Here is a 22081-nt window from a genome sequence, read left to right on the forward strand (position 1 = left end):
ATGAAACAAAGTTTACTAATATTTTTAAGCGTATTGCTGTTACCTGTAGTAGGGTTTGGTCAGCAAATGCGCAGCGTAAGAGGAGAAGTGTTTTCGGCTACCGACGGCATGCCCTTACCCGGTGCCTCGGTATATGTCGATTCGCAGTCGGTAGCCAATGAAACCAGTGTAAGTGGTATCATTGAAAGTACTGGTATTGGTACCGTTACCGATTTTGACGGGAAGTTCTCCCTCGAAATTCCGGAAGGGACAAAAAGACTGGTAGTGAGTTATATAGGATATGCGTCTCAGACGCTTTATGTAACCGACAAAGAGATCTATACCATCCGTTTGGAAGAGGAAACTAGCGCTCTTGGTGAGGTGGTGGTCACCGGGTATCAGAAGGTGGAAAAGCGCAAGCTCACTTCTGCAGTGACCAAAGTTGAGATGGACGAAGCACGGCAGATAGGAGTGTCTAGCGCAGATATGTTGTTGCAAGGGCAGGCGGCCGGTGTGGTAGTGACCCCGCAAACTGGAGCACCCGGAGCACCCGCAAAAATAAGGATAAGAGGAACAGCCTCGCTGTCCGGTCCGCAAGACCCGCTGTGGGTGGTCGATGGATTGCCTCTAGAAGGAAATGATGTTCCCGACTTTACCGACAAAGACAATATCGATCAGCTGCGCAACTATTCCATCGCCGGAATTAACCCCGACGATATAGAGGACATCACCATTCTAAAAGATGCCGCAGCTACTGCCATATACGGAGCTAGAGCAGCAAACGGAGTTATTGTAGTAACCACCAAGAAAGGGAAAAAAGGAAAGATGAGAGTGAATTTTTCCGCAAATACCTTTTATACAATGAAGCCTGATTTTGACAAGCTCAACCTGATGAATGCCAATGAAAAGGTGGATTTTGAGCTCGGACTTGCCCGACGTACCGACCTTGATTTCAGGACGGAAAAAGGAGAGGTGATGCGTATACTCGAAGCTGCAGGAGAACTGGATACATTCCGAAACGACGGTTTTGCAGCACTGGGAGCAGGTACTCGTGAAGCCATAAACTTGCTTAGAAGAAGTCAAACCGATTGGGGAGACCTCCTGTACCGCGCAGCGGCCAATACGCAGTATAGCTTGAGTATTTCAGGAGGTGGAGAGCGTTCAGATTACTACTTCTCTTTGGGGTATTACGACGAAGAAGGAACTACAGTAGGAACCGGTTTTGAACGCTATAATATTACGCTGAAAAACAACTATCAGCTATCGGATAAACTCGATGTTGGTGTATCGCTCTTTGCCTCTCAGTCCAACAGAGAGTCTTATGTGACCGGTACCGATGCCTTTACCAATCCGTCCAACTATTCGCGCAATGCCAATCCTTATCTCACACCTTACAACGAAGGCGGGTCGTATCGTTACGATCAGGATATAGAAGGCTTTGAAGGAAGATATGTGCCGTTTAACTTTCTCGAAGAGAGGAAGAACACTTCTTACAATTTGGAGAACAATGCGCTTAAAGCCATTATCGACGCTTCTTACAAGATTACCGACGACCTGAAGATATCTACCCAGTTAGGACTTCAAGTAGACAAGAACAGCACAGAGAAATACGCTGCGGCAGAGTCTTATTTTACCCGTAAAATGCGGGAGAGAACCCGTCGTTATGATTCAGATGCCGGAGACTATTACTATTTTTTGCCCGAGGGCGGAATTATACAAAACTGGGAGGAGAGCTTCTTCCAGTACAATTGGAAATCCCTTTTAGAATACAATACGAGAATAGGAGAAAAACACGAAATCGACGCTATGATCGGATCTGAACTCCGCAGGTCAGAATCGAAGATGATCGCTACTCAAGGTTTTGGCTACGACGCAAAAACGCTTACTACCACTCCTATCATGTTTCCGGGCGAAGACGACGCCAGCGAAAGCATATACAGAGCTTACGAAAGAAATAGCATAGAAAATGCCTATGCTTCGTTTTACGCTACGGCATCTTATACTTACAACAGAAAGTACACGGTGTTTGGAAGTGTGCGTTACGACGGGTCGAACCTGTTTGGGGTAGACCCCAAATACAAATACCTGCCTCTGTGGTCGGGTTCTGCCTCTTGGCTGGTAAGTGAGGAAGATTTTCTTAAAGACAGTAAGCTGATCTCCAATTTAAGGCTTAGAGCTTCATACGGTTTGCAAGGAAATATAGACCGAAATACCTCTCCATATGTTATCGGAGAGTACAACAGAACATCTATACTTCCCGGAAACAGCGAGCAGACTGTAGTGGTGACTGCACCGCCCAACGACAAGTTGCGATGGGAGAAAACCGCAAACTACAACTTCGGTGCCGATTTAGGCTTGTTCAACAACAGGATAGCGATGGCTTTCGATATATACAAACGAAAGAGCTCCGACCTGATCGGGATGAGGTCTGTTCCACTCGAAAACGGATTTGAGTTTACCAATCTCAACTGGGCACAGGTAACCAACAAAGGTTTTGAGCTGGCTATAACGACTCGAAATATTGTGACCGATAATTTCCGATGGACCACCAATATTAATATCGCTCACAACAAGAGTAATGTAGACAAGATACAGATCAGAGAAAACAGTTTCTTGCCTTCGCGTGAAGGACTTCCGGTAAATGCAGTCTTTGCTCTGAAAACAGCCGGGATAGATGAAAATGGCTATCCTATGTTCTGGAAAGGAGATGAAAAAGTAAGTGCTGTAGACTTCTTTAAACTCTCCGATCCTTGGGCCGATTTCCTGCCCGGGTTTATGACAGAGTACAACCTTAGCAACGAAGAGTTCAGAAATCTCTTTACCTATGTAGGAGATAGAGACCCCAAATACAGCGGGGGAATCATCAATAATTTTTCTTATAAGAATTTTGATCTCACCGTAGCGGCCAGTTTCAATCTCAAACAGACTGTGGTGAAAAACCTTCCCTACAATTCCACTCAGGTAGACCGCGGACAGAATTATACCACCGATATATTGAACGCCTGGTCGCCTCAGAATACCGGATCTCAATTGCCCGGTATCGTTGGAGAAACTTCCGGCACAGGAGATTCGTGGATGGCTTATAAGTGGTTTGCCGATCAGAATCCTATCAGTACGATGTCGTACCTCGATACTTTTGTAGATGAAATGAGCTATTTGAGGATATCCAGTATCCGACTGGGCTACAACTTGCCCGAATCGGTAACCTCAAAACTGAATATAGACAATATAAGGTTTAGCCTGGAGGGGCGAAACCTCTTTGTAATCAGTTCGAATTACAACGGGTATTTTGATCCGGAAACCTATGGTAATATCTACGCACAGCCCATAGCGAAGTCTGTGGCGCTGGGCCTTAATGTATCATTCTAAAAAAGCACAAATGAAAAAGTTTTTTCACATTATAGCATTCCTAACCGTCGGGCTTTTAGTTGCGAGCTGTGACAAATATCTGGATATAGAACCAGAGGGTAGGGTTATCCCAAAAACCCTCGAAGAGAACAGAGCCATGATGACCACGGCATACAGTGCCTATCCCAAGCACAAGTCGAGACTGGCTTTCCGTACAGACGAATTGGTGTTAGACGAATTGGGTATGGATGTGCCCTATTACCTCGATGTGTATCGATGGCAAGACGTCAATCCCGATCCGCAAACCGTAGCCTATCCTTGGATACAGTTTTACAATACTATTTTCTACACAAACCACATTATCAATGAGGGAGTAAATACTATAGAAGATTCTGCGGAGAAGGATCAGCTTGTAGGAGAAGCATACGCCCTACGAGCTTATGCCTATTTCGACCTGATCAATATGTATGGAAAACCCTTTGGCGAATCGTCGGCAACTGATAAAGGGGTGCCACTGGCACTCGAAATCGATCTGGAGCAGGTGTTTAAACCCTCCCCTGTGGCTGAAGTTTATGAACAAATACTCTCCGACCTGGATCAGGCTATTTCTCTATTGACCGAAGACAGCTGGGAAGCGGGTTATAACTATCGTTTTTCACTTGCAGCAGCCTATGGATTTAAGGCGAGAGTACACCTCTATATGCAGCAGTGGGACAAGGCGTTGGAAGCTGCAGATAAGGCTCTGAGCTACAACAATACTCTGGTAAACCTCAACGACAATCCTATATTGCCCAACAGTTACAATTCGCCCGAGTCTATACTTGCCCTCGAAGACGTATATGAAGCAGCGGTAAACAACGCAGCTTATATATCCGACGAACTGATCGCAGAATACGACGCGACAAACGACTTGAGGTTTGGGCTTTATTTTGTGCCGAGCGGTTCACAGTACAAAACCGGAAAGGGAGGAGCACAGGAGTTTAAGTGCTCTATCCGCACCTCCGAACTCTATTTGATCAAAGCGGAAGCACTGATGCAGTTGGACCGTTTGGAAGATTCCAAGACTGCATTGTTCTCATTGCTCGAAAACAGATATGCCACGGCTTATTTTCCGACTTTAAAGACGGAGATAGAACAGATGGACAAAGCAGATTACGGCCTTGCCCTGTTGGAAGAGCGCCGCAAAGAACTCGCTCTCGAAGGTCACCGTTGGTTCGACCTGAGAAGGAGCGACCGCAAAGAAATACAGCACAGCTTTGATGGAGAGGTGTATACCCTTCAACAAGAAGATCCGAGATACACCTTGCCATATCCAAGTGATGCAAGGCTCAACAATCCGGAGTTATAGAATAATTAAATGTCGTCGTAATCCACGGTGATCGTAGCGGTCACCGGGTGCGACTGACAGGTGAGTACAATGCCTTCGGCGATTTCGCTGTCGGTAAGAATTTGGTTTGTCACCATTTTTACCTCACCCTCTGTAACCCTGGCCATGCAACTACTACATATTCCTCCTTGGCAGGAATAAGGGACGTCGATGTCTCTATCCAAGGCAGCGTCCAGAACTCTCTCCGACTGCGACATGGTAAACTCAAACTCTTCCTCATCTACAATAAGTTTTACCTTGGTCTGTCCGTTGAGATTTTCATCCAGTGGCTCCTCTTCGGCAGATGAGGTAAAGAGTTCGAAATGTATGTTTTCTGAAGCTATACCGTTTTCCTGAAGTGTATCAGACACAGTGTGAATCATATCTTCGGGGCCACAGAGGTAGAAAGCGTCAAATACCGAATCTTTCTCTTTGTTTTTTACCACATAATTTACAGTAGCCCGTTCAATTCTTCCGAATAGCGCGTTGTCTTCCTCACTGCGCGAATAGAGGTAATAAACAGTGAGTCGATCGGGATAAGCAGCAGCCAGTGCAGAAATGTCATTTTGGAACATGGTCTCGGCAGCGCTTCGGTTGCCGTATACCAGCACAAAGCGACTTTGGGGTTCTTCGCGAAGAAGAGCATTCACAATCCCCATAATAGGGGTAATCCCGCTTCCCGCAGCGAAAGCTCCTATGGTACGTGTTTTGGAAGCGTCGGGGGTAAAAGTGAAATGCCCTTCGGGCTCGTGTACTTCGAGCATATCACCTACTTTTAGCGATTCGTTGGCGTATTTTGAGAAGGTGCCGTTTTTTACCTTTTTAATTCCTACCGATAAGTGCATTCCTGAAGGAGGCGAACAAATGGAGTACGAACGCCTCAACTCCTTTCCGTCGAACTCCTTTTTTACGGTGACGTACTGTCCGGCTTTGTGACGGAAGAGATCTTTCAAATCCTCCGGAATTTCGAAAGTGACCGTTACCGATTCAGCGGTATTTTGTTCTATCTGGGAAACCCGCAAAGGGTGAAAATGTGACATAGTCTTATTTTTCCACAAATTTACGCAAAATAGTTGTTTTAGGGAGGCTTTTGAGGAGGTGTAAGCAGCTGTTTTATCGCTCATCGATTACTTTAATTACACAACAATCAGCTATTTCCGACTAAAACATTAAATTTGAAGCAAGGAGTAGTCGGAGAGAGGTACCCAAGCGCAGCGCAGTGGGGAAGGTTTTGACAGCCTGAGTTTCTGGAGTAGCTCCAAGGATTTGGGATATTGGTATGGTTTGGGCTTTCAAACCCTCCGTCACACCTCCGGTATGCCACCTCCCTTCGTCTGAAGGGAGGAGTTGTAAAGTAGAGGAGCTTGCAAGATTGCGCTCTGAATGAACATCTAAAGTTGAACAATTAAACATAAACAAAACAGTGATTAAATCGCTTATCAATCTGCAGTGGAAATCTTTTTTCCGCTCGGCGAGTTTAGGGAAAGAGCTGGCTCTTCGTATCGTTATGGGGCTTTTTGCAGCCTACTTCATGCTGTCTTTTCTCGCTCTTGGCGTGGTGCTGTATCCTATGATAGAAGAGCTGTACCCGGGTCAGGATCCCTTGACGATAGTAAACGGAATGGTCTTGCAAGTTGTAATGGCCGATTTACTAATGCTTTTCTTTTTGCGAAGTATACCTACGCTTAGCATAAAACCTCTGTTGGTACTACCTTTGAAAAAGGGGAAGTTGATTCACTTTTTGTTGCTGAAAAGCATTTTCTCAGTCTTTAACCTATTTCTACTGCTTATAGCGCTTCCGTTTTCAATTTATACTGTAGTTAAGGGCGTTTATGGTTTGTATGATATGGCGATTTGGGCAGTAGCTATTACCGCATTGGTATTTGTGGTAAACTACGCCGATTTTTTTCTCAAACAGCGCTTTTCGTCCGGACTTGCTGCAATATTGCCTTATGTGGCTGTGGTTCTCGGACTGGTTGCTTTGGAATACACTGGTGTTTTGGAGGTGCGAAAGGTCTTCGGGCAATTTTTGGGAAGACTGCCCGCTACCCCGGTTTTACTGTTAGTCCTCTTTTTACTACCCGTAGTATTGTATTGGCTCAATTACCGTTTGATGAGAACGACATTTTACTTGGACAGAAGCATAAGTTCGCGCGAAACCGATAAAAATGTGTCCGATATGGGCTGGGTGCGAAGGTTTGGAGATGTGGCTCCTTTTCTTCAACTCGACCTCAAACTTATTTGGCGCAATAAACGAGCCAAGGCTACATTGTGGATGTCTCTGTTTTTCTTGACCTACGGTCTGATCTTTTATGCCAATCCGGTCTATGAGAATATGTCGGGCTGGTATGTCTTTGTGGGAATCTTTATTTCCGGGATATTTATGATTAATTTCGGACAGTTTATACCCGCCTGGGACAGTGCCTATTACGGTATGCTGATGGCACAGCCTGTTTCACTCGAAAAATACCTTTCTTCTAAGTACTCACTACTTAGCTTTAGCACATTGTTACTGTTTCTGCTGGGGCTGCCTTACGCCTATTTTGGTTGGGATATTGTGTTGCTCAACGCCGCTTGTGTTTTGTATAATACAGGAGTGAATATCCCTATATTGCTCTTTGCAGGTGCCTACAACAAGAAGTGTATAGATATGGATAAGAGCAGTTTTTTGAATTATCAAGGAACAGGGATTGCACAATTTATTCTTATGATTCCCTTGATTATCATACCGCTACTGCTGTGGATACTGTGTAAAGCCATTTGGTCGATAGATGTGGCATTGTATGTTATTGCCATTCTCGGACTTGTAGGGCTTGTGCTGAGAAAGGTAGTCATAAAATACCTGGCCGGCCTCTATAAAGAACGCAAGTATATTGCACTCGACGGTTTTAGGGAAAAGGAAAATTAAACGCAATTAAAAACAAAAAAGTATGATCGAGATACATCAGCTGACTAAAAAATACAAAGCCGATACGGTATTAGACATCGACAAACTTCATATCGCTGCGGGCGAAAGTGTGGGACTGGTAGGTAATAACGGAGCGGGTAAAACCACATTGTTCAGCCTTTTACTCGATTTGGTAAAACCGACCTCCGGCTATGTGGTCAATAGCGAAATAGTAGTCGATAAAGCCGAGAGCTGGAAAGCGCATACCTCTGCTTTTATAGACGAGAGTTTTTTGATAGGATATCTCACCCCCGAAGAGTACTTTTACTTTGTAGGAGAACTGAGAGGCTGCAACCGCGCCGATATAGATGTCTTTTTAGAGCAATACGAGACTTTCTTTAACGGAGAAATTCTAGGGCGTAAAAAATACCTGAGAGACCTCTCAAAGGGAAATCAGAAAAAGGTGGGCATTGTCGCTGCGTTTATCGGCAGTCCCAAAGTAGTAATCCTCGACGAGCCTTTTGCTAATCTGGATCCGTCTACTCAAATAAGATTAAAGGAATTAGTGAAGAGGATGGCAGAAAATCCGGAGATGACAGTGCTGATTTCCAGTCACGATCTACTTCACGTTACCGATGTTTGCAAGCGTATTGTCCTCTTAGACAAAGGAAAGGTAATTAAAGACCTGCAAACCACTCCCGAAACCTTGAAAGAATTGGAATATTTCTTTTCCGGAGCCTCTGTACTACGGGATTTTGGAGACGGCGAATCCGATTAAACGAATTTAATAAAACCCGCTAAAGCTCTCTTTAATCGAAAAAGAAATGTATTTTTACTCAGGTAAATTACAGCTTATAGTCAGTGAAACTCTCGGTTAACATATCTGTTGCCCCCTTTGTAGCGGGCGTACTTCTCTTGTGTGCAACAATAGGTTGCTCCACACAGGAAGACGCTTTTCTGAACAGGAATTTTCACGCGCTTACGGCCAGATACAACATACTGTACAACGGCGATGAGGCGCTTAAGGAAGGGCGGGAAGGACTGGTTGCAAACTATGTTGACGATTTTTGGGAGGTGCTGCCTGTAGAGCGCATGGAAGTGGTAGAAGAGCAATCGCTTGGAGGAGGAGCACAAAACCCGAATTTTGAGAAGGCAGAAGAGAAAGCAGTTAAGGCTGTGCAGAAACACGGGATGAATATCCGAGGCAGAGAGCGCAATCCGCAGATGGACGAAGCCTATTTGCTGCTCGGTATTTCCCGATACTACGACCAACGGTTTATTCCGGCTATGGAGTCTTTTAATTATTTACTGGATCGGTACCCGGACAGCAAGCGGTATGCCGAGACCAGAATATGGCGCGAAAAGACAAACATACGGCTCGAAAGTGAAGAACTCGCCATTGAAAACCTCAAGGATTTAATGTATAATCTGGAGCTCGAAGATCAGGATTACGCAGATGCCAGTGCAGCTATGGCTCAGGCCTATATAAATCTCGAGCGGCGAGACAGTGCGGTACAGCGACTCAAAATAGCGACTGAGCTTACCCGCAAACAGGAAGAAAAAGGAAGGTATCAGTTTATAGTTGGACAGCTCTACGATATGGGTGGAGCCATAGACAGTGCCAACAGTGCCTACGACCATGTGATTGCCCTGAACAGAAGGGTTCCGCGCGCATATCGTATCCAAGCCTTTATCCGCAAAATGAGGAATATTCCCGCGGAGACCGAAGAAGACATCGCCCTGAGAAGATCGTTTTTAGACAAGATGGAAAAAAACAGGGAAAACCGCCCTTATCTGGATGTGATATATCACTATATCGCAGACTTCCACTACGGGAACGACTCGATCTCGTTGGCAGAAGAATACCTGAACAAATCTCTTCGAGCCAATACCAACGATCAAAAACTAAAGGCAATCTGCTACGAACAATTGGCGGAGATCAATTTTGACCAGCACAACTACAAAGATGCCGGAGCTTATTACGACAGTACACTGACGCAGCTTACACAAGATTTGCGAAAGATAAGGACAATCACCAGAAAGCGGGAGAATCTAGAAGATGTGATCAAGTATGAAGATGTAGTATACGTAAACGACAGCATACTGCACCTAGCGGGACTGCCGGAAGAAGAGAGAGTCGCCTATTTTGAGAAGTATATCGCCGATTTAAAAGCGGAAGAAGAAAAAAAGAAAGAAGCCGAGGCCGCAGCCGCTGCTGAAAGTGGGGTGTTTGATCCCTTTAGCACCACAACAAGTGGGATGCAGGGGGTAGGAGAAGGCAAATTTTATTTTTACAATACCATTGCTCTAGGGCAGGGAGAAAGCTCTTTTCGCCGTACCTGGGGAAGTAGAGAGCTGGCCGACAACTGGAGGTGGTCGCGCCAACAAGTCTCTCAGAGGGAAGAAGTCGCAAAACGCGACGAAGAGGAGCTTTTGGTGACCCCCGAACAGCGCTACGATATCAATTTTTACCTCGATCGCCTCCCTACTGAGCCACAGGTGTTGGACAGTGTGAAAAAAGATAGGGATTTTGCCAACTATCAGTTAGGGCTTATTTACAAGGAGAAGTTTAAGGAATATCCGCTTGCAGCAGAAAAACTCGAACGCGTTTTGCAAAGCTCTCCCGAAGAAAAACTGATACTGCCGTCTAAATATCATCTGTATCGACTGTACGAGTTGCTTGGAGATACCCGTATGAGTGGCTTGAAAGAAGATATTGTAAGCAATCACAAAGGCTCGCGTTATGCAGAGATACTCAACAATCCCGAAGCGGTACTGACGGGTGACAGCGACGATCCCGAAACCTATTTTACAGCCTTGCACCACAAGTTTCAACAACAGCGATATGAAGAAGTATTGCAGGATACGGAAAAGTATATCAAGGCGCACAGCGGAGAAGAGATCATCCCCAAAATGGAGATGCTCAGAGCCGCAAGCCTTGGAAGGTTGTACGGTTTGGAACGCTTCAGAAGTGAACTCAGCACCATAGCACTCGACTATCCCAACGACGAGATAGGTAAAGAAGCCCAAAAAAGGATGGAAGAGATTTCCACATTGCAAAAAGACAGCCTGGGAGAAGGAGCTGGCCGGTGGAAATTGGTGTTCCCGATGGAAAGGGTCAAGCCTGTAGAATTGAACGAACTCGCGGAAACCATAGATTTCTTTTCGCTCAAATATCCGTATTACAAAAACCTTGTAATTTCTCGTGATATCTACGACGAAAACACTGTGTTACTGGTAGTACACGGGCTCAGAAATCGCAAAGATGCCTTGGCCTACCAAGAACTTATCGATACCGACGATCAATGCGAGATTAAAGAAGAGCATTTTCTCGTGCTGAGTCCTGACTATCGCGACATACAGGTGAACAAAAAACTAGACGACTTTGTAAAAGGTGAAATAATTATAAATACAGAAACTATTAACCCTTAAAATACCCCGTAATGTTTTCAGAATCTAAAAGAGGAAAACTCATCACAGAGTCCTTTCCGCAAGCTAACCGAATTGAAAAAGACACCCGTATTACCGGTGATATTACCTCTGGTACCGATATACGTATCGATGGCAAAGTAGAAGGCAATGTAAAGTCGTCCGGAAGAATAGTGATCGGTAAAGACGGCAGTATTGACGGCAAGATAGAATGCGCCAATGCAGATATAGAAGGGCGCTTTTCAGGAGATCTCAAGGTTGCCGAGCAACTTTCGCTCAAAGCTTCTGCCTTTGTACAAGGAGAGGTGATTGCAGGGCGATTATCGGTAGAACCCGGAGCTACCTTTAACGCCAGTTGCAGTATGCAAACAGGCGATGTAGCACAGCCGGAACAAGAGAAAACCGCAAAAGGGAAAGTCGGGAAAACAGCCTGATATACTCAAAGAATATACGCTATTGATGAAAAGACTTTTTTTCGCTTTTTTGACAACACTTGTCGTATGTACTGCAGTGTTGTACGCAATACAATACGCTGTGGTAAACGACGGTGATACCTCCTTGAGTCTTAGTATTTCTCCCTCCGCTATTTATGGGTTTCACTTTTTGTGCACCCTCGTTATCTTTAGTGGTTTGCTGTTGGTACACCGCATAGCCAAACAGCAAACCGGAAATGCCTTTATGGCTGGGAGTGTGCTGAGAATGCTAGCATCGGTACTGTTCTTGTGGCCCTTGATACAGAAGGATATAGACCCGGTGGTCGATGTATTGGCTTTTTTTATTCCCTATTTTATTTTTTTAGCAATAGAGGTTTTTTATGTGACAAAACTCCTTCAGAACGACAAGGGGGGAAAAAACGGCAAAAATCTTTAGTTGTAAACAGGGAATTGTTAATTAAATTTTTACCTTTGCGCCAAAATTTAGAGACCTGGTATTTTTTACAAAAGAGATATGGCATTAGCACGAAAATCAATTACAAATCTGATTCTTTTAGCTTTTTTGATCGTCTCATCAGCGTTTGCTCAAGAGCATCATACCAATGGTGAAGAACAAGAAGAGGAATACAACCCTACAGAAGTTATCATGCACCACATTAGGGATTCTCATGAATTCCATATTTTTGGGGACATATCTCTGGGATTGCCGGTGATATTGTGGACAGACAATGGGCTAGTAACATTTATCTCTAGTGAATTTCAGCACGATGATGCCGGACAGGTTATCGTAGAGCGCAAGGGAATGAAATTTGCGCGTTATCACGATGAAATATATTACGCAGGGAGTGACGGAAAATTGAAGTTTGACGACAATCACCACCCCGTAGCAGATCGCCCGCTTAACTTTTCCATTACCAAGAATGTCTTTACACTTTTTCTTGCAGCAGCTATTATGTTGCTGGTGTTTATACCTGTAGCTAATTCTTACAAGAGAGTTCGCGGAGCTCCCAAGGGGCTGGCAGGTTTTATTGAACCCCTTATCCTCTTTGTGCGAAACGACATAGCGATACCTAATATCGGAAAGAAAAAATACGAGAAGTACATGCCCTATCTACTGACCGTATTTTTTTTAATCTGGTTTGGAAACCTTTTCGGTCTTATACCGTTCTTCCCCTTTACCGGAACCCTTACCAACGATATAATATTTACTGGGGTACTGGCTGTGTTCACATTCCTTATCACTGCATTCAGTGGGAATAAACATTACTGGAAGCATATCTTTGCCACTCCCGGAGTGCCGAAGCCCTTGTTGTTGATTATGATACCGGTTGAAGTACTCGGCATGTTTACCAAACCCTTTGCTCTAATGGTGCGTCTGTTTGCAAACATTACCGCGGGGCATATAGTTATCCTTAGCCTTTTCTCTTTGATCTTTATATTTAAGACAGCTGCGGTAGCACCTGTGTCTATCGCATTTGCACTGTTTATGTTTGTGCTCGAACTGTTGGTAGCGGCATTGCAGGCCTATGTGTTTACGCTCTTGTCCGCGCTGTTTATAGGGCAAGCCGTAGAAGATCATCACTAGAAAAGAATTGAAAAAGAGTTTTATTTATTAACTATTATAAATTTTTAACTATGGTTTTAGCTGGAATAGGAGCCGGATTAGCTGCAATAGCTGCAGGAATCGGTATCGGTAAAATCGGTGGTTCTGCCATGGATGCTATCGCACGTCAACCAGAAGCTGCTTCTAAAATTCAGACAGCTATGATTATTGCTGCAGCACTTATAGAAGGTGTTGCTCTGTTTGCAGTGGTTGTAGCCCTGATGAAGTAATTAAAGAAAAACACACTCCGCAACGGTTGGTTGCGGGGTGGTTTTTAATTGTTAGAAAAAAGACTTTAAATATCTTATACAATGAATATTACGCATCCTGAAAGTTTATTATTTTGGACGGTTCTGGTATTTGTCATCCTGCTTGTGCTGCTTAAAAAGTATGCTTGGAGTCCTATTCTAGGCGCTGTAAAAGACAGGGAGACTTCTATCAACGATGCTCTTGCGGCTGCAGAGGAAGCTCGTAAAGAAATGCAGAACCTCAAGGCAGATAATGAGCGTATTCTCAAAGAAGCCCGTGCCGAAAGAGATATGTTGCTCAAAGAGGCCCGCGAAATGAAAGAGCAGATTATTGCCGATGCAAAGACAGAAGCTCAGGAACAGGGTAACAAGATTATAGCTCAGGCTAAATCGACTATCGAAAACGAGAAAAAAGCAGCCTTATCTGAATTGAAAAATCAGGTGGCAAGCCTCTCTCTTGAAATAGCTGAAAAAGTGGTAAAACAAGAGTTCTCCGACAAAGACAAGCAGTTGGAGCTGGTAGAAAACATGCTTGGAGAAGCAGGTACCTTAAATTAAGAAAGGATGGCAGGATCGAGAGCAGCGATACGATACGCAAAAGCTACCCTGGCTCTGGCTGGGGAACAAGATGCCGTAAAGGCCGTGTACGAGGATATGGACCTGATACAAAATACAGTGTCCGCTAATCGCGACCTTCAGTTGATGCTTAAAAGCCCGGTGGTTAAAGCTGAAATTAAGAAAACAGCACTAGACGAAATATTTGCCGGAGTGCAGAATATTACCAGAAACCTGATACGAGTGCTGGTGGAGAATAACCGCGTAGATGCTCTGTCTGATGTAGCCGGACAGTATATGGCACTTTACAATCAGCACCACGGAAAACAACAAGCCGTAGTGACAACTGCAGTACCGCTTTCAGATAGATTGAAAGCCGGAGTATTGCAGAAAGTAAAAGAACTCACAGGTAAAGAGGCTATTCTTAAAAATGTGATAGATGAGAGTATAATCGGAGGATTTATACTGCGCATTGGCGATTTGCAATACAACGCTAGCGTAGCACAGCGATTTTCCGATCTCAAACGAAAAATATCCTATAATTAATTATACGTACAATTAAAAATGAGGCCGTACAACAGGCCTGCCAAGAGGTAGAAATGTTCACGGTCACTAAATACCAAAATAAAGATGGCAGAAGTTAATCCGGCTGAAGTATCAGCAATATTAAAGAAACAGTTATCAGGGTTCGAGTCAGGAGCTTCCCTGGACGAAGTAGGAACCGTTTTGCAGGTGGGTGACGGTATTGCAAGGATTTACGGACTTTCCAATGCCCAATACGGGGAATTGGTAGAGTTTGAAAGTGGTCTTGAAGGTATCGTACTTAACCTCGAAGAAGATAATGTGGGTGTGGTATTGCTCGGGCCTTCCAAAGAAATCAAAGAAGGTTCTGTCGCAAAACGTACCAAACGTATCGCCTCTGTTAAGGTAGGAGAAGGCGTTGTTGGACGTGTAGTAGACACTTTGGGAAATCCAATAGATGGGAAAGGAAGCATTGAAGGCGAGCTCTTCGAAATGCCACTGGAACGCAAAGCTCCCGGAGTAATCTTCCGCCAGCCGGTTAATGAACCACTACAAACAGGAATCAAAGCGGTAGACGCCATGATACCGGTAGGTAGAGGACAACGAGAGCTGGTAATCGGTGACCGTCAGACTGGAAAGACTACGGTTTGTATCGATACCATCCTCAATCAGAAAGAATTTTACGATGCAGGTGAGCCTGTATATTGTATATATGTAGCCATAGGGCAAAAAGCATCTACGGTAGCTGCTATCGCCAAAACCCTTGAAGATAAAGGAGCTTTGGCATATACTACCATAGTAGCGGCAAACGCTTCCGACCCTGCGCCTATGCAGGTGTACGCTCCTTTTGCCGGAGCTGCCATCGGAGAGTATTTCCGAGATACCGGAAGACCGGCACTCATCGTTTATGACGACTTGTCTAAGCAGGCTGTAGCCTATCGTGAGGTGTCGCTGCTACTCCGTCGTCCACCCGGACGTGAGGCATATCCCGGTGACGTTTTCTACCTGCACTCCAGATTGCTGGAGCGTGCGGCAAAAGTTATCGCCGACGACGATATCGCAAAGAATATGAACGATCTTCCGGAGTCGCTAAAGCCTAAAGTAAAAGGAGGGGGCTCACTTACAGCTCTTCCTATCATAGAAACTCAGGCAGGAGACGTATCCGCTTATATCCCGACCAACGTGATTTCGATTACCGACGGACAGATATTCTTGGAATCTGATCTCTTTAACTCAGGGGTAAGACCTGCGATCAACGTGGGGATCTCCGTATCTCGTGTAGGGGGATCTGCCCAGATTAAGTCGATGAAAAAAGTGGCAGGTACACTCAAACTCGACCAAGCACAGTTTAGAGAACTCGAGGCCTTTGCTAAATTTGGTTCAGATCTCGATGCCGCTACCCTCAATGTAATCGAGAAAGGGAAACGAAACGTGGAAATCCTGAAACAGGCACAAAATGACCCCTATACCGTAGAAGATCAAGTGGCGATTATCTATGCCGGGTCTAAAAACCTGTTGAGAAATGTACCCGTAAACAAGGTTAAGGAGTTTGAAAGAGAATATCTCGAATTTTTAAATGCTAAACACAGAGATATACTCGACCAGTTGAAACAAGGAAAACTTACCGATGAGGTAACCGATACCTTGGCTTCAGTAGCAAAAGACCTGTCAGGGAAGTACAATTAGTCAGTTCGGAAACTGAGTGTAAACTCTAATGCTGAACCCTGATTTATAACTAAAGAAAATGGCAAACTTAAAAGAAATACGAGGAAGAATAGCGTCGGTATCTTCAACCATGCAGATTACCAGTGCCATGAAAATGGTATCTGCTGCAAAGCTCAAGAAAGCCCAAGACGCTATTACAGCCATGCGCCCTTATGCAGAGAAACTCACCGAGCTCTTACAGGGACTAAGTGCTACGCTCGAAGGAGATTCCGGCAGCGTTTATGCAGCGCATAGAAAGGTGCAGAAAGTTCTTGCGGTAGTCATTACTTCCAATCGCGGACTCTGTGGTGCTTTTAACAGTAATGTAATCAAAGAGGCTAAGCAATTGGTGTCTTCTTCCTACCGAGGAAGACAAGTAGACTTTCTAACTGTAGGAAAAAAAGGAGATGATGCACTCGGAAAGCTGTACACTGTAATTGAAAACCACAACCATATTTTTGACAATCTCGCTTTCGACGAGGTAGCTGTTGTCGCTGAGCGACTGATGGCATTGTACAGCGAAGGAGCCTATGATAAGATAGTGCTGGTGTACAACCACTTTAAGAATGCCGGAAACCAGGTTGTGAGAACAGAACAGTTTTTGCCGATTTCCCCCGTGGAAGGCGAAGTAGAATTGGCTAGCGACTATATCTTCGAACCCTCTAAAGAAGAGATTGTAGAAACCCTTATCCCCAAGTCTCTAAAAACACAGCTTTACAAGGCGCTAAGAGATTCTTTTGCCTCCGAGCACGGAGCTCGTATGACTGCCATGCACAAGGCGACAGACAATGCTACCGAGCTTAGAGATCAACTCAAACTCACCTACAACAAAGCGAGACAAGCAGCAATTACCAACGAAATCCTTGAAATCGTAGGTGGAGCAGAGGCTTTGAATAACTAATAGAACACAAGCGGGAATTCCCTGCGTTGTAAAATATAACTATCACTGAAGGATTGTCTGAAAAGGCAGTCCTTTTTTGGTTTATTAGTTTGTGGTTTATTAGTTCGTAGTTGTTAGGAACAATCACCATTTATATGTTCCAGACACCGTAGAGACGCAAAATTTTGCGTCTCCCCCCATTGACGAATTGACGTGGTACGATCGGCAATTTTTCAGAGGATATTTCAACAATTTATTCGATACAAATTTGTATTGAATAAATTGTTGATGTACGCTAATCCCAGTAAAGAAGGGGATAGCGTGTTTTTTTCACAAGGGCGACGAAATTAATGTTTTAGAGTTAAAAAGGTAGATCTGTTATTGTTGGTTTGGACAATCTTACAAAACAAACGGAGAAATAAAATTCAAATGGTCAATTCTGAAAACACTATCTTTACAAGACTAATGTTGATAAGGATGAAAAAGATATTTTTTATTCCCGTGCTTTTGTCGGCGGTATTTGTCGCGCAGTGTGGCAGTTCCGGATATGTGTTGTCATCCCCTCCGGAAGCTGTGGCAGATAAGGAAACGGTAGCTGAGCAGTACAGTGATGATCAAGGAGAAAAAGTGATACGTGTGTTTGTTCCGACAAGTCAATCGGGAGAGACAGGGGTTTCGCTCGACAGTCTTTATTTCCGAGGACAGAGCGCAGCGCTTCGAAGGGTAGAAAAGGACAGTTATGCCGTGTATATTGCAGATTTTCCCGCCCCGAGTAAACCCGACAGGGTTGTTCACTCCGATCCGAGAATGGAATTTGGCAATCTGCCGTCTTCCACCTCTTCCGACATACCCTTCGATCTTAAAGACAGTGAGGCGGTAGTCCGATATACAGCAAAGGGAAAGGTGAAGTATTTCAAAATTTCGGAAGTGAGATTTGTCGAACCCGGAAGTAACTGACACTTCTCTACCCAAGTGTTTTCGGCTTACACCTCGTTAGGCAAAGTCGTTAGTTTTCTATACTTTTACCCTGTAAATCTGTAAACCTTTGGGTGCACTTCAGAAACTTTTCAAGCATACGTTTATTTATGGCTTGGCGACGGTATTGCCCAGGATGCTCAGCTTTATCCTCGTTCCCCTGTATACGCAATTATTGCCCGATGAGGAGGAATACGGGGAAGTCAGCATAGTGTATACCTGGATATTGATCTTTAATGTAATCCTCGCCTATGGTATGGAAACTGCCTTCTTTCGCTTTTACAATCTCGAAGAGCACAAAAAGAAGGTAGAGAGTACCTCTGCCATGTCCATTTTGTTGTCCTCTTTACTATTTCTCACAGTGGCTTTGTCTTTTAGCGATCGCCTGGCTCATTGGGCAGATATCGGCACGGAATATATCGTTTACACCATTTGGATATTGGTTTTGGACGCCTTAGTGATTATTCCTTTTGCACGACTTAGAGCACTTCAAAAACCCTTGGCCTATACCTATATAAAACTGGGAAATGTAGCGGTAAATCTCGGTCTCAATGTGTTTTTCCTGGTGCTACTTCCCGGATTGGCCGATCGAGGAGGAGCGGAAAGCCTGTGGTCTCGGATATATGTAGAAAACTTCCAGCTCGCTTATATCTTTATCTCTAATCTAGTGGCAAGCGGACTTACATTGCTGGTATTACTACCTACTTATTTCAAAATCAACTGGCAGTTCGACAGGGCATTGTGGCGGAGAATGATGCGGTATGCATGGCCGGTACTTGTGGCAGGTATTGCCTATACTGTAAATGAAGCCCTCGACAAAATACTGCTCGACAATATGTTGCCAGAACCCATCGCACGAGGGGAAGTGGGGATATATTCGGCCTGTTATAAATTGGCTGTTTTTATGACGCTCTACGCCACGGCATTTCGCTTGGGAGTAGAGCCTTTCTTTTTTAGCTATGCCAAAGAAAAGAACGCTCCCGAAACTTATGCCCTTATCACACAGTATTTTGTGATCTTCGGCTCCTGTATCTTGCTCGGGGTGGTTGTTTTTATAGATATACTCAAGCTTTTTATTCTACGCAAACCGGTGTATTACGAAGGCTTGGATATCGTTCCTCTAATCATACTAGCCAATTTGTGTTTGGGTATTTATCACAACCTCTCGGTGTGGTATAAGGTAACCGACCGGACGCGATTCGGTGCCGGGATCTCCGTTTTCGGAGCCTTGCTTACGCTGGTGCTGAATATTGTTCTGATTCCTGTGATGAGTTATAAGGGGTCGGCTATTGCCACTCTGGTCGCCTATGCCGGTATGATGGTACTCTCTTATGTTTTGGGACAAAAGTATTATCCCATACCCTATAACCTTAGGAAAATTACAGTTTATCTACTGGTGTCTATCGGCTTTTCCCTCTTGTCCTTTTATGTTTTTCCGGGCAATCTTTTAGCGGGGTCGGGGCTACTTTTCGTATTTTTAACGATGGTTTTTTACCAGGAAAGGCAGCAGTTAAAAAATGTATTCCTCTCTTCCCGGAAGCGTTGATACCTAAAACAACTCATACAAAGGCATAAATTGTTAAAACACATAAAAAAATGACCATAAAAATAATTAACAACTCCAAACATTCGTTACCTCATTATGAAACCGGAGCATCGGCAGGTATGGACCTGAGAGCTAATCTCGACGCATCGGTAATATTAAAGCCTTTACAGCGGGCGCTTATCCCTACGGGACTCTCTATAGAATTACCTGTGGGTTTTGAGGCTCAGGTGCGACCGCGAAGCGGACTGGCTTTAAAAAAGGGAATTACGGTGCTCAATGCCCCCGGAACTATAGATGCCGATTACAGAGGAGAGGTGGGAGTTGTTTTGATCAATCTGTCTGATGCAGATTTTGTGGTAGAAAACGGAGAGCGGATTGCACAAATGGTTATCGCCCGACACGAACGCGCCGAATGGATAGAAGTAGAAGAACTCTCATCCACCGAACGAGGTGCCGGAGGTTTTGGAAGTACCGGAGTAAAATAAACAATGCTGTAGAATAAGTGGAGTGAGTAAAAATCAATCAAAGACACAGAAAACCGAATAGGAAAAAAATAAAAATATGAAGATAATTGTACCGATGGCAGGCCGAGGTTCCCGGCTTCGGCCACATACGCTTACAGTTCCAAAACCCCTGATTCCCATTGCTGGAAAACCCATTGTGCAACGCCTGGTAGAAGATATTGCTGGAGTGTTGAAACAGGATATAGAAGAGGTTGCCTTTATTATCAAAGACGATTTTGGTGCGGATATCGAAAAGCACCTATTGTCTGTCGCTGCCAAATTGGGGGCAAAGGGGACTATTTGCTACCAAGATAAGCCGCTGGGTACAGGGCACGCCATTATGTGTGCAGCAGAGGCTCTTTCCGGCCCCTGTGTTATTGCCTATGCAGATACGCTGTTTAAAGCCGATTTCACCTTAGATGAGAGCGCCGACAGTGTGATCTGGGTAAAGCAGGTGGCCAATCCCGAAGCCTATGGAGTGGTAGAACTGAACGGAGATCAAATCTCCGGACTAGTGGAAAAACCTACAGATTTCATCTCCGATCTGGCCGTTATTGGGATCTATTATTTTAAAGATGGAGCCGTGTTGCGCGAAGAACTGCAGAAAGTGATAAACAACAATGTCATTCGCGGAGGGGAGTACCAGATCAACGACGGTATAAAAGGAATGATGCAGAGAGGTATGAAATTTGTTCCGGGAAAGGTAGAGGAGTGGATGGATTGCGGAAATAAGGAAGTTACCGTAGAGACCAATACCCGAATGCTGGGCTTTTTGCAGGAAGAAGGGCAAAAATTGGTGTCCGATTCGGTTTCGCTGGAAAATTCCGAGATCATACCCCCCTGTTATATCGGGGAGAATGTAGTGCTTAAAAATGCGAAAATAGGTCCTTTTGTGTCCTTGGGAGCGGGCTGTGTGGTTGAAAATTCTGAAATTAAAAACAGCTTGATTCAAATGGGGACCACAGTGAAGAACGCTTCGTTAAACAATGCTATGATAGGTAATCACGCCAAGTTTGACGGTAACTTTAGCAGTGTGAGTATAGGAGATTATTCCGTTCTCGACTAAAAGCGGCTTCGGGAGATAAATTTGCGGTGAGGTCGCTCAGGGTTTGAAGAGAATCCATAACTTTGATAAAATGAGACGGAAGTTTTTGGCGATATGGATGACAGCGATGGCTTTTTCCTCGGTACGAGGGCAAGAGCCCACCCTAGCTATGGAGGAGAGTGCCGATGTGACTACCGAAGAATACAGCGACGATTTTCAGGAGCACTTTTTTGAGGCCCTAAAGCAAAAAGGCGTAGAAAATTACCAGAGAGCCGCTGATGAATTTCTCCGTTGTAAAAAGCTCGATGCCGACAATGAAGTGGTAGATTACGAATTGGGGCGTATCTATATAAAACTCCGGCAGTACGATCGCGCAGAGGAATATTTGTTACAGGCAGTAGAGAAAAGAGCAGAGCTGTGGTATTTAGACGCTCTTTTCGGACTTTATGAACTGGAGGGAGAGACCGACAAGGCTATCGCCATAGGAAAACGACTTGCTGATTCCGACAGCCAGTATAAGGAAAATCTGGTTCGGATTTTTGCCAATGCCGGGCGATATGAAGAGGCCCTGCTACTCATAGAAGAACTCAATGCCGAACTGGGAAGATCGGAACTCAGAGAACGGCAACAGCAGTGGATGGAGATGCGTATAAGTGCGGGAACCGCAAAAACCAAAGAAGAAATCGCCAAAAGTGAAAGCGAAGCAACAGAGCAGACCGAAGGAGGGAATAGCCTGGAAGAAAGCTATCGAAAAATAGAAGGCTTTAAAAAGAATCTTAATTTTGAGGAAGTGTTGAGCCTTGCAGAGCGTGCTTTGGAAGACTTTCCCGCCCAGTCTGCACTGTACTATCACAAAGCGATGGCACTCAACAGACTTAAAAAGTACGAGGAAGCCATTGAAGTCTTACAGACTGCTTTGGATTACCTGATAGACAATCAACAGTTGGAAAACGATATATACCGAGAATTTGTCATAGCGTATAATGCGATGGGAAACAACCGTAAAGCTGAAGAATACGCCGGGAAAATAAAAAAATAAACTGTGCTCGGAACGAGG

General features: G+C 44.5%; 20 protein-coding genes. 18 read left to right on the forward strand and 2 right to left on the reverse strand.

Features of this window, described 5'->3' with window-relative positions:
* Together ACYZZR_RS06675 and ACYZZR_RS06680 are read left to right on the forward strand one after the other, a co-directional pair.
* Positions 1 to 3348 carry a SusC/RagA family TonB-linked outer membrane protein gene (locus tag ACYZZR_RS06675; RefSeq protein WP_461533223.1) on the forward strand — a complete coding sequence of 1116 codons (3348 nt, stop codon included), beginning with the start codon at positions 1 to 3 and terminating at the stop codon, positions 3346 to 3348.
* Between the two features lie 10 nt (positions 3349 to 3358).
* A complete protein-coding gene (locus ACYZZR_RS06680) occupies positions 3359 to 4675 on the forward strand; it encodes a RagB/SusD family nutrient uptake outer membrane protein (protein WP_461533224.1) in 1317 nt (438 codons plus the stop codon).
* Between the two features lie 5 nt (positions 4676 to 4680).
* Here the strand turns inward: ACYZZR_RS06680 and ACYZZR_RS06685 are convergent, their stop codons facing one another.
* Together ACYZZR_RS06685 and ACYZZR_RS06690 are read right to left on the reverse strand one after the other, a co-directional pair.
* The gene (locus ACYZZR_RS06685; RefSeq protein ID WP_461533225.1) at positions 4681 to 5733 is read right to left on the reverse strand and encodes a 2Fe-2S iron-sulfur cluster-binding protein; all 1053 of its coding nucleotides are present in this window, start codon (positions 5731 to 5733) and stop codon (positions 4681 to 4683) included.
* Positions 5734 to 5854: 121 nt separating this feature from the next.
* Complete coding sequence (locus ACYZZR_RS06690) at positions 5855 to 6106, reverse strand: hypothetical protein (RefSeq protein WP_461533226.1); 252 nt, start codon at positions 6104 to 6106, stop codon at positions 5855 to 5857.
* A gap of 10 nt (positions 6107 to 6116) precedes the next feature.
* Between ACYZZR_RS06690 and ACYZZR_RS06695 the strand changes: the two genes are divergently transcribed.
* From ACYZZR_RS06695 to ACYZZR_RS06770, 16 genes are all read left to right on the forward strand, one after another.
* Positions 6117 to 7601, forward strand: coding sequence for a DUF5687 family protein (locus tag ACYZZR_RS06695; RefSeq protein ID WP_461533227.1), 1485 nt, complete (start codon positions 6117 to 6119; stop codon positions 7599 to 7601).
* A gap of 22 nt (positions 7602 to 7623) precedes the next feature.
* Complete coding sequence (locus ACYZZR_RS06700) at positions 7624 to 8358, forward strand: ABC transporter ATP-binding protein (RefSeq protein WP_461533228.1); 735 nt, start codon at positions 7624 to 7626, stop codon at positions 8356 to 8358.
* Between the two features lie 83 nt (positions 8359 to 8441).
* The gene (porW, locus tag ACYZZR_RS06705) at positions 8442 to 11012 is read left to right on the forward strand and encodes a type IX secretion system periplasmic lipoprotein PorW/SprE (RefSeq protein ID WP_461533229.1); all 2571 of its coding nucleotides are present in this window, start codon (positions 8442 to 8444) and stop codon (positions 11010 to 11012) included.
* An 11-nt stretch (positions 11013 to 11023) separates the two neighbouring features.
* On the forward strand, positions 11024 to 11443 hold the full coding sequence (locus tag ACYZZR_RS06710; protein ID WP_461533230.1) for a bactofilin family protein: 420 nt from the start codon (positions 11024 to 11026) through the stop codon (positions 11441 to 11443).
* A gap of 25 nt (positions 11444 to 11468) precedes the next feature.
* Positions 11469 to 11879 (forward strand): DUF6168 family protein, encoded by a 411-nt coding sequence (locus ACYZZR_RS06715; protein WP_461533231.1) that lies wholly within the window; start codon positions 11469 to 11471, stop codon positions 11877 to 11879.
* 78 nt (positions 11880 to 11957) lie between these two features.
* Entirely contained in the window at positions 11958 to 13028 is a 1071-nt protein-coding gene (gene atpB / locus ACYZZR_RS06720) for a F0F1 ATP synthase subunit A (protein WP_461533232.1), read from the forward strand.
* Between the two features lie 50 nt (positions 13029 to 13078).
* Positions 13079 to 13276: an ATP synthase F0 subunit C gene (gene atpE, locus ACYZZR_RS06725; RefSeq protein ID WP_461533233.1), complete on the forward strand. Its 198-nt coding sequence runs from the start codon at positions 13079 to 13081 to the stop codon at positions 13274 to 13276.
* Positions 13277 to 13357: 81 nt separating this feature from the next.
* Positions 13358 to 13852 (forward strand): F0F1 ATP synthase subunit B, encoded by a 495-nt coding sequence (locus ACYZZR_RS06730; RefSeq protein WP_461533234.1) that lies wholly within the window; start codon positions 13358 to 13360, stop codon positions 13850 to 13852.
* 6 nt (positions 13853 to 13858) lie between these two features.
* Entirely contained in the window at positions 13859 to 14395 is a 537-nt protein-coding gene (atpH, locus tag ACYZZR_RS06735) for an ATP synthase F1 subunit delta (protein WP_461533235.1), read from the forward strand.
* An 84-nt stretch (positions 14396 to 14479) separates the two neighbouring features.
* Entirely contained in the window at positions 14480 to 16057 is a 1578-nt protein-coding gene (gene atpA, locus ACYZZR_RS06740) for a F0F1 ATP synthase subunit alpha (protein WP_461533236.1), read from the forward strand.
* A 58-nt stretch (positions 16058 to 16115) separates the two neighbouring features.
* Positions 16116 to 16976: an ATP synthase F1 subunit gamma gene (gene atpG, locus ACYZZR_RS06745; RefSeq protein WP_461533237.1), complete on the forward strand. Its 861-nt coding sequence runs from the start codon at positions 16116 to 16118 to the stop codon at positions 16974 to 16976.
* Positions 16977 to 17432: 456 nt separating this feature from the next.
* Positions 17433 to 17912 (forward strand): hypothetical protein, encoded by a 480-nt coding sequence (locus tag ACYZZR_RS06750; protein ID WP_461533238.1) that lies wholly within the window; start codon positions 17433 to 17435, stop codon positions 17910 to 17912.
* 88 nt (positions 17913 to 18000) lie between these two features.
* Positions 18001 to 19476, forward strand: coding sequence for an oligosaccharide flippase family protein (locus tag ACYZZR_RS06755; protein ID WP_461533239.1), 1476 nt, complete (start codon positions 18001 to 18003; stop codon positions 19474 to 19476).
* Positions 19477 to 19526: 50 nt separating this feature from the next.
* Entirely contained in the window at positions 19527 to 19961 is a 435-nt protein-coding gene (dut, locus tag ACYZZR_RS06760) for a dUTP diphosphatase (RefSeq protein ID WP_461533240.1), read from the forward strand.
* Positions 19962 to 20037: 76 nt separating this feature from the next.
* Positions 20038 to 21045, forward strand: a complete 1008-nt coding sequence (locus ACYZZR_RS06765; protein WP_461533241.1) for a sugar nucleotidyltransferase — start codon at positions 20038 to 20040, stop codon at positions 21043 to 21045.
* 70 nt (positions 21046 to 21115) lie between these two features.
* Complete coding sequence (locus ACYZZR_RS06770; RefSeq protein WP_461533242.1) at positions 21116 to 22063, forward strand: tetratricopeptide repeat protein; 948 nt, start codon at positions 21116 to 21118, stop codon at positions 22061 to 22063.
* Positions 22064 to 22081: the final 18 nt, after the last annotated feature.

The sequence above is a fragment of the Sinomicrobium sp. genome (assembly GCA_029266035.1).
Classification (GTDB): domain Bacteria; phylum Bacteroidota; class Bacteroidia; order Flavobacteriales; family Flavobacteriaceae; genus Sinomicrobium.

Bases quoted from the DNA above. Each gene is read 5' to 3' on its own strand.
- ACYZZR_RS06675 (WP_461533223.1), top strand. From the start codon at position 1: ATGAAACAAAGTTTACTAATATTTTTAAGCGTATTGCTGTTACCTGTA.
- ACYZZR_RS06680 (WP_461533224.1), top strand. From the start codon at position 3,359: ATGAAAAAGTTTTTTCACATTATAGCATTCCTAACCGTCGGGCTTTTA.
- ACYZZR_RS06685 (WP_461533225.1), bottom strand. From the start codon at position 5,733: ATGTCACATTTTCACCCTTTGCGGGTTTCCCAGATAGAACAAAATACC.
- ACYZZR_RS06690 (WP_461533226.1), bottom strand. From the start codon at position 6,106: ATGTTTAATTGTTCAACTTTAGATGTTCATTCAGAGCGCAATCTTGCA.
- ACYZZR_RS06700 (WP_461533228.1), top strand. From the start codon at position 7,624: ATGATCGAGATACATCAGCTGACTAAAAAATACAAAGCCGATACGGTA.
- ACYZZR_RS06710 (WP_461533230.1), top strand. From the start codon at position 11,024: ATGTTTTCAGAATCTAAAAGAGGAAAACTCATCACAGAGTCCTTTCCG.
- ACYZZR_RS06715 (WP_461533231.1), top strand. From the start codon at position 11,469: ATGAAAAGACTTTTTTTCGCTTTTTTGACAACACTTGTCGTATGTACT.
- atpB (WP_461533232.1), top strand. From the start codon at position 11,958: ATGGCATTAGCACGAAAATCAATTACAAATCTGATTCTTTTAGCTTTT.
- atpE (WP_461533233.1), top strand. From the start codon at position 13,079: ATGGTTTTAGCTGGAATAGGAGCCGGATTAGCTGCAATAGCTGCAGGA.
- ACYZZR_RS06730 (WP_461533234.1), top strand. From the start codon at position 13,358: ATGAATATTACGCATCCTGAAAGTTTATTATTTTGGACGGTTCTGGTA.
- atpH (WP_461533235.1), top strand. From the start codon at position 13,859: ATGGCAGGATCGAGAGCAGCGATACGATACGCAAAAGCTACCCTGGCT.
- atpA (WP_461533236.1), top strand. From the start codon at position 14,480: ATGGCAGAAGTTAATCCGGCTGAAGTATCAGCAATATTAAAGAAACAG.
- atpG (WP_461533237.1), top strand. From the start codon at position 16,116: ATGGCAAACTTAAAAGAAATACGAGGAAGAATAGCGTCGGTATCTTCA.
- ACYZZR_RS06750 (WP_461533238.1), top strand. From the start codon at position 17,433: ATGAAAAAGATATTTTTTATTCCCGTGCTTTTGTCGGCGGTATTTGTC.
- dut (WP_461533240.1), top strand. From the start codon at position 19,527: ATGACCATAAAAATAATTAACAACTCCAAACATTCGTTACCTCATTAT.
- ACYZZR_RS06765 (WP_461533241.1), top strand. From the start codon at position 20,038: ATGAAGATAATTGTACCGATGGCAGGCCGAGGTTCCCGGCTTCGGCCA.
- ACYZZR_RS06770 (WP_461533242.1), top strand. From the start codon at position 21,116: ATGAGACGGAAGTTTTTGGCGATATGGATGACAGCGATGGCTTTTTCC.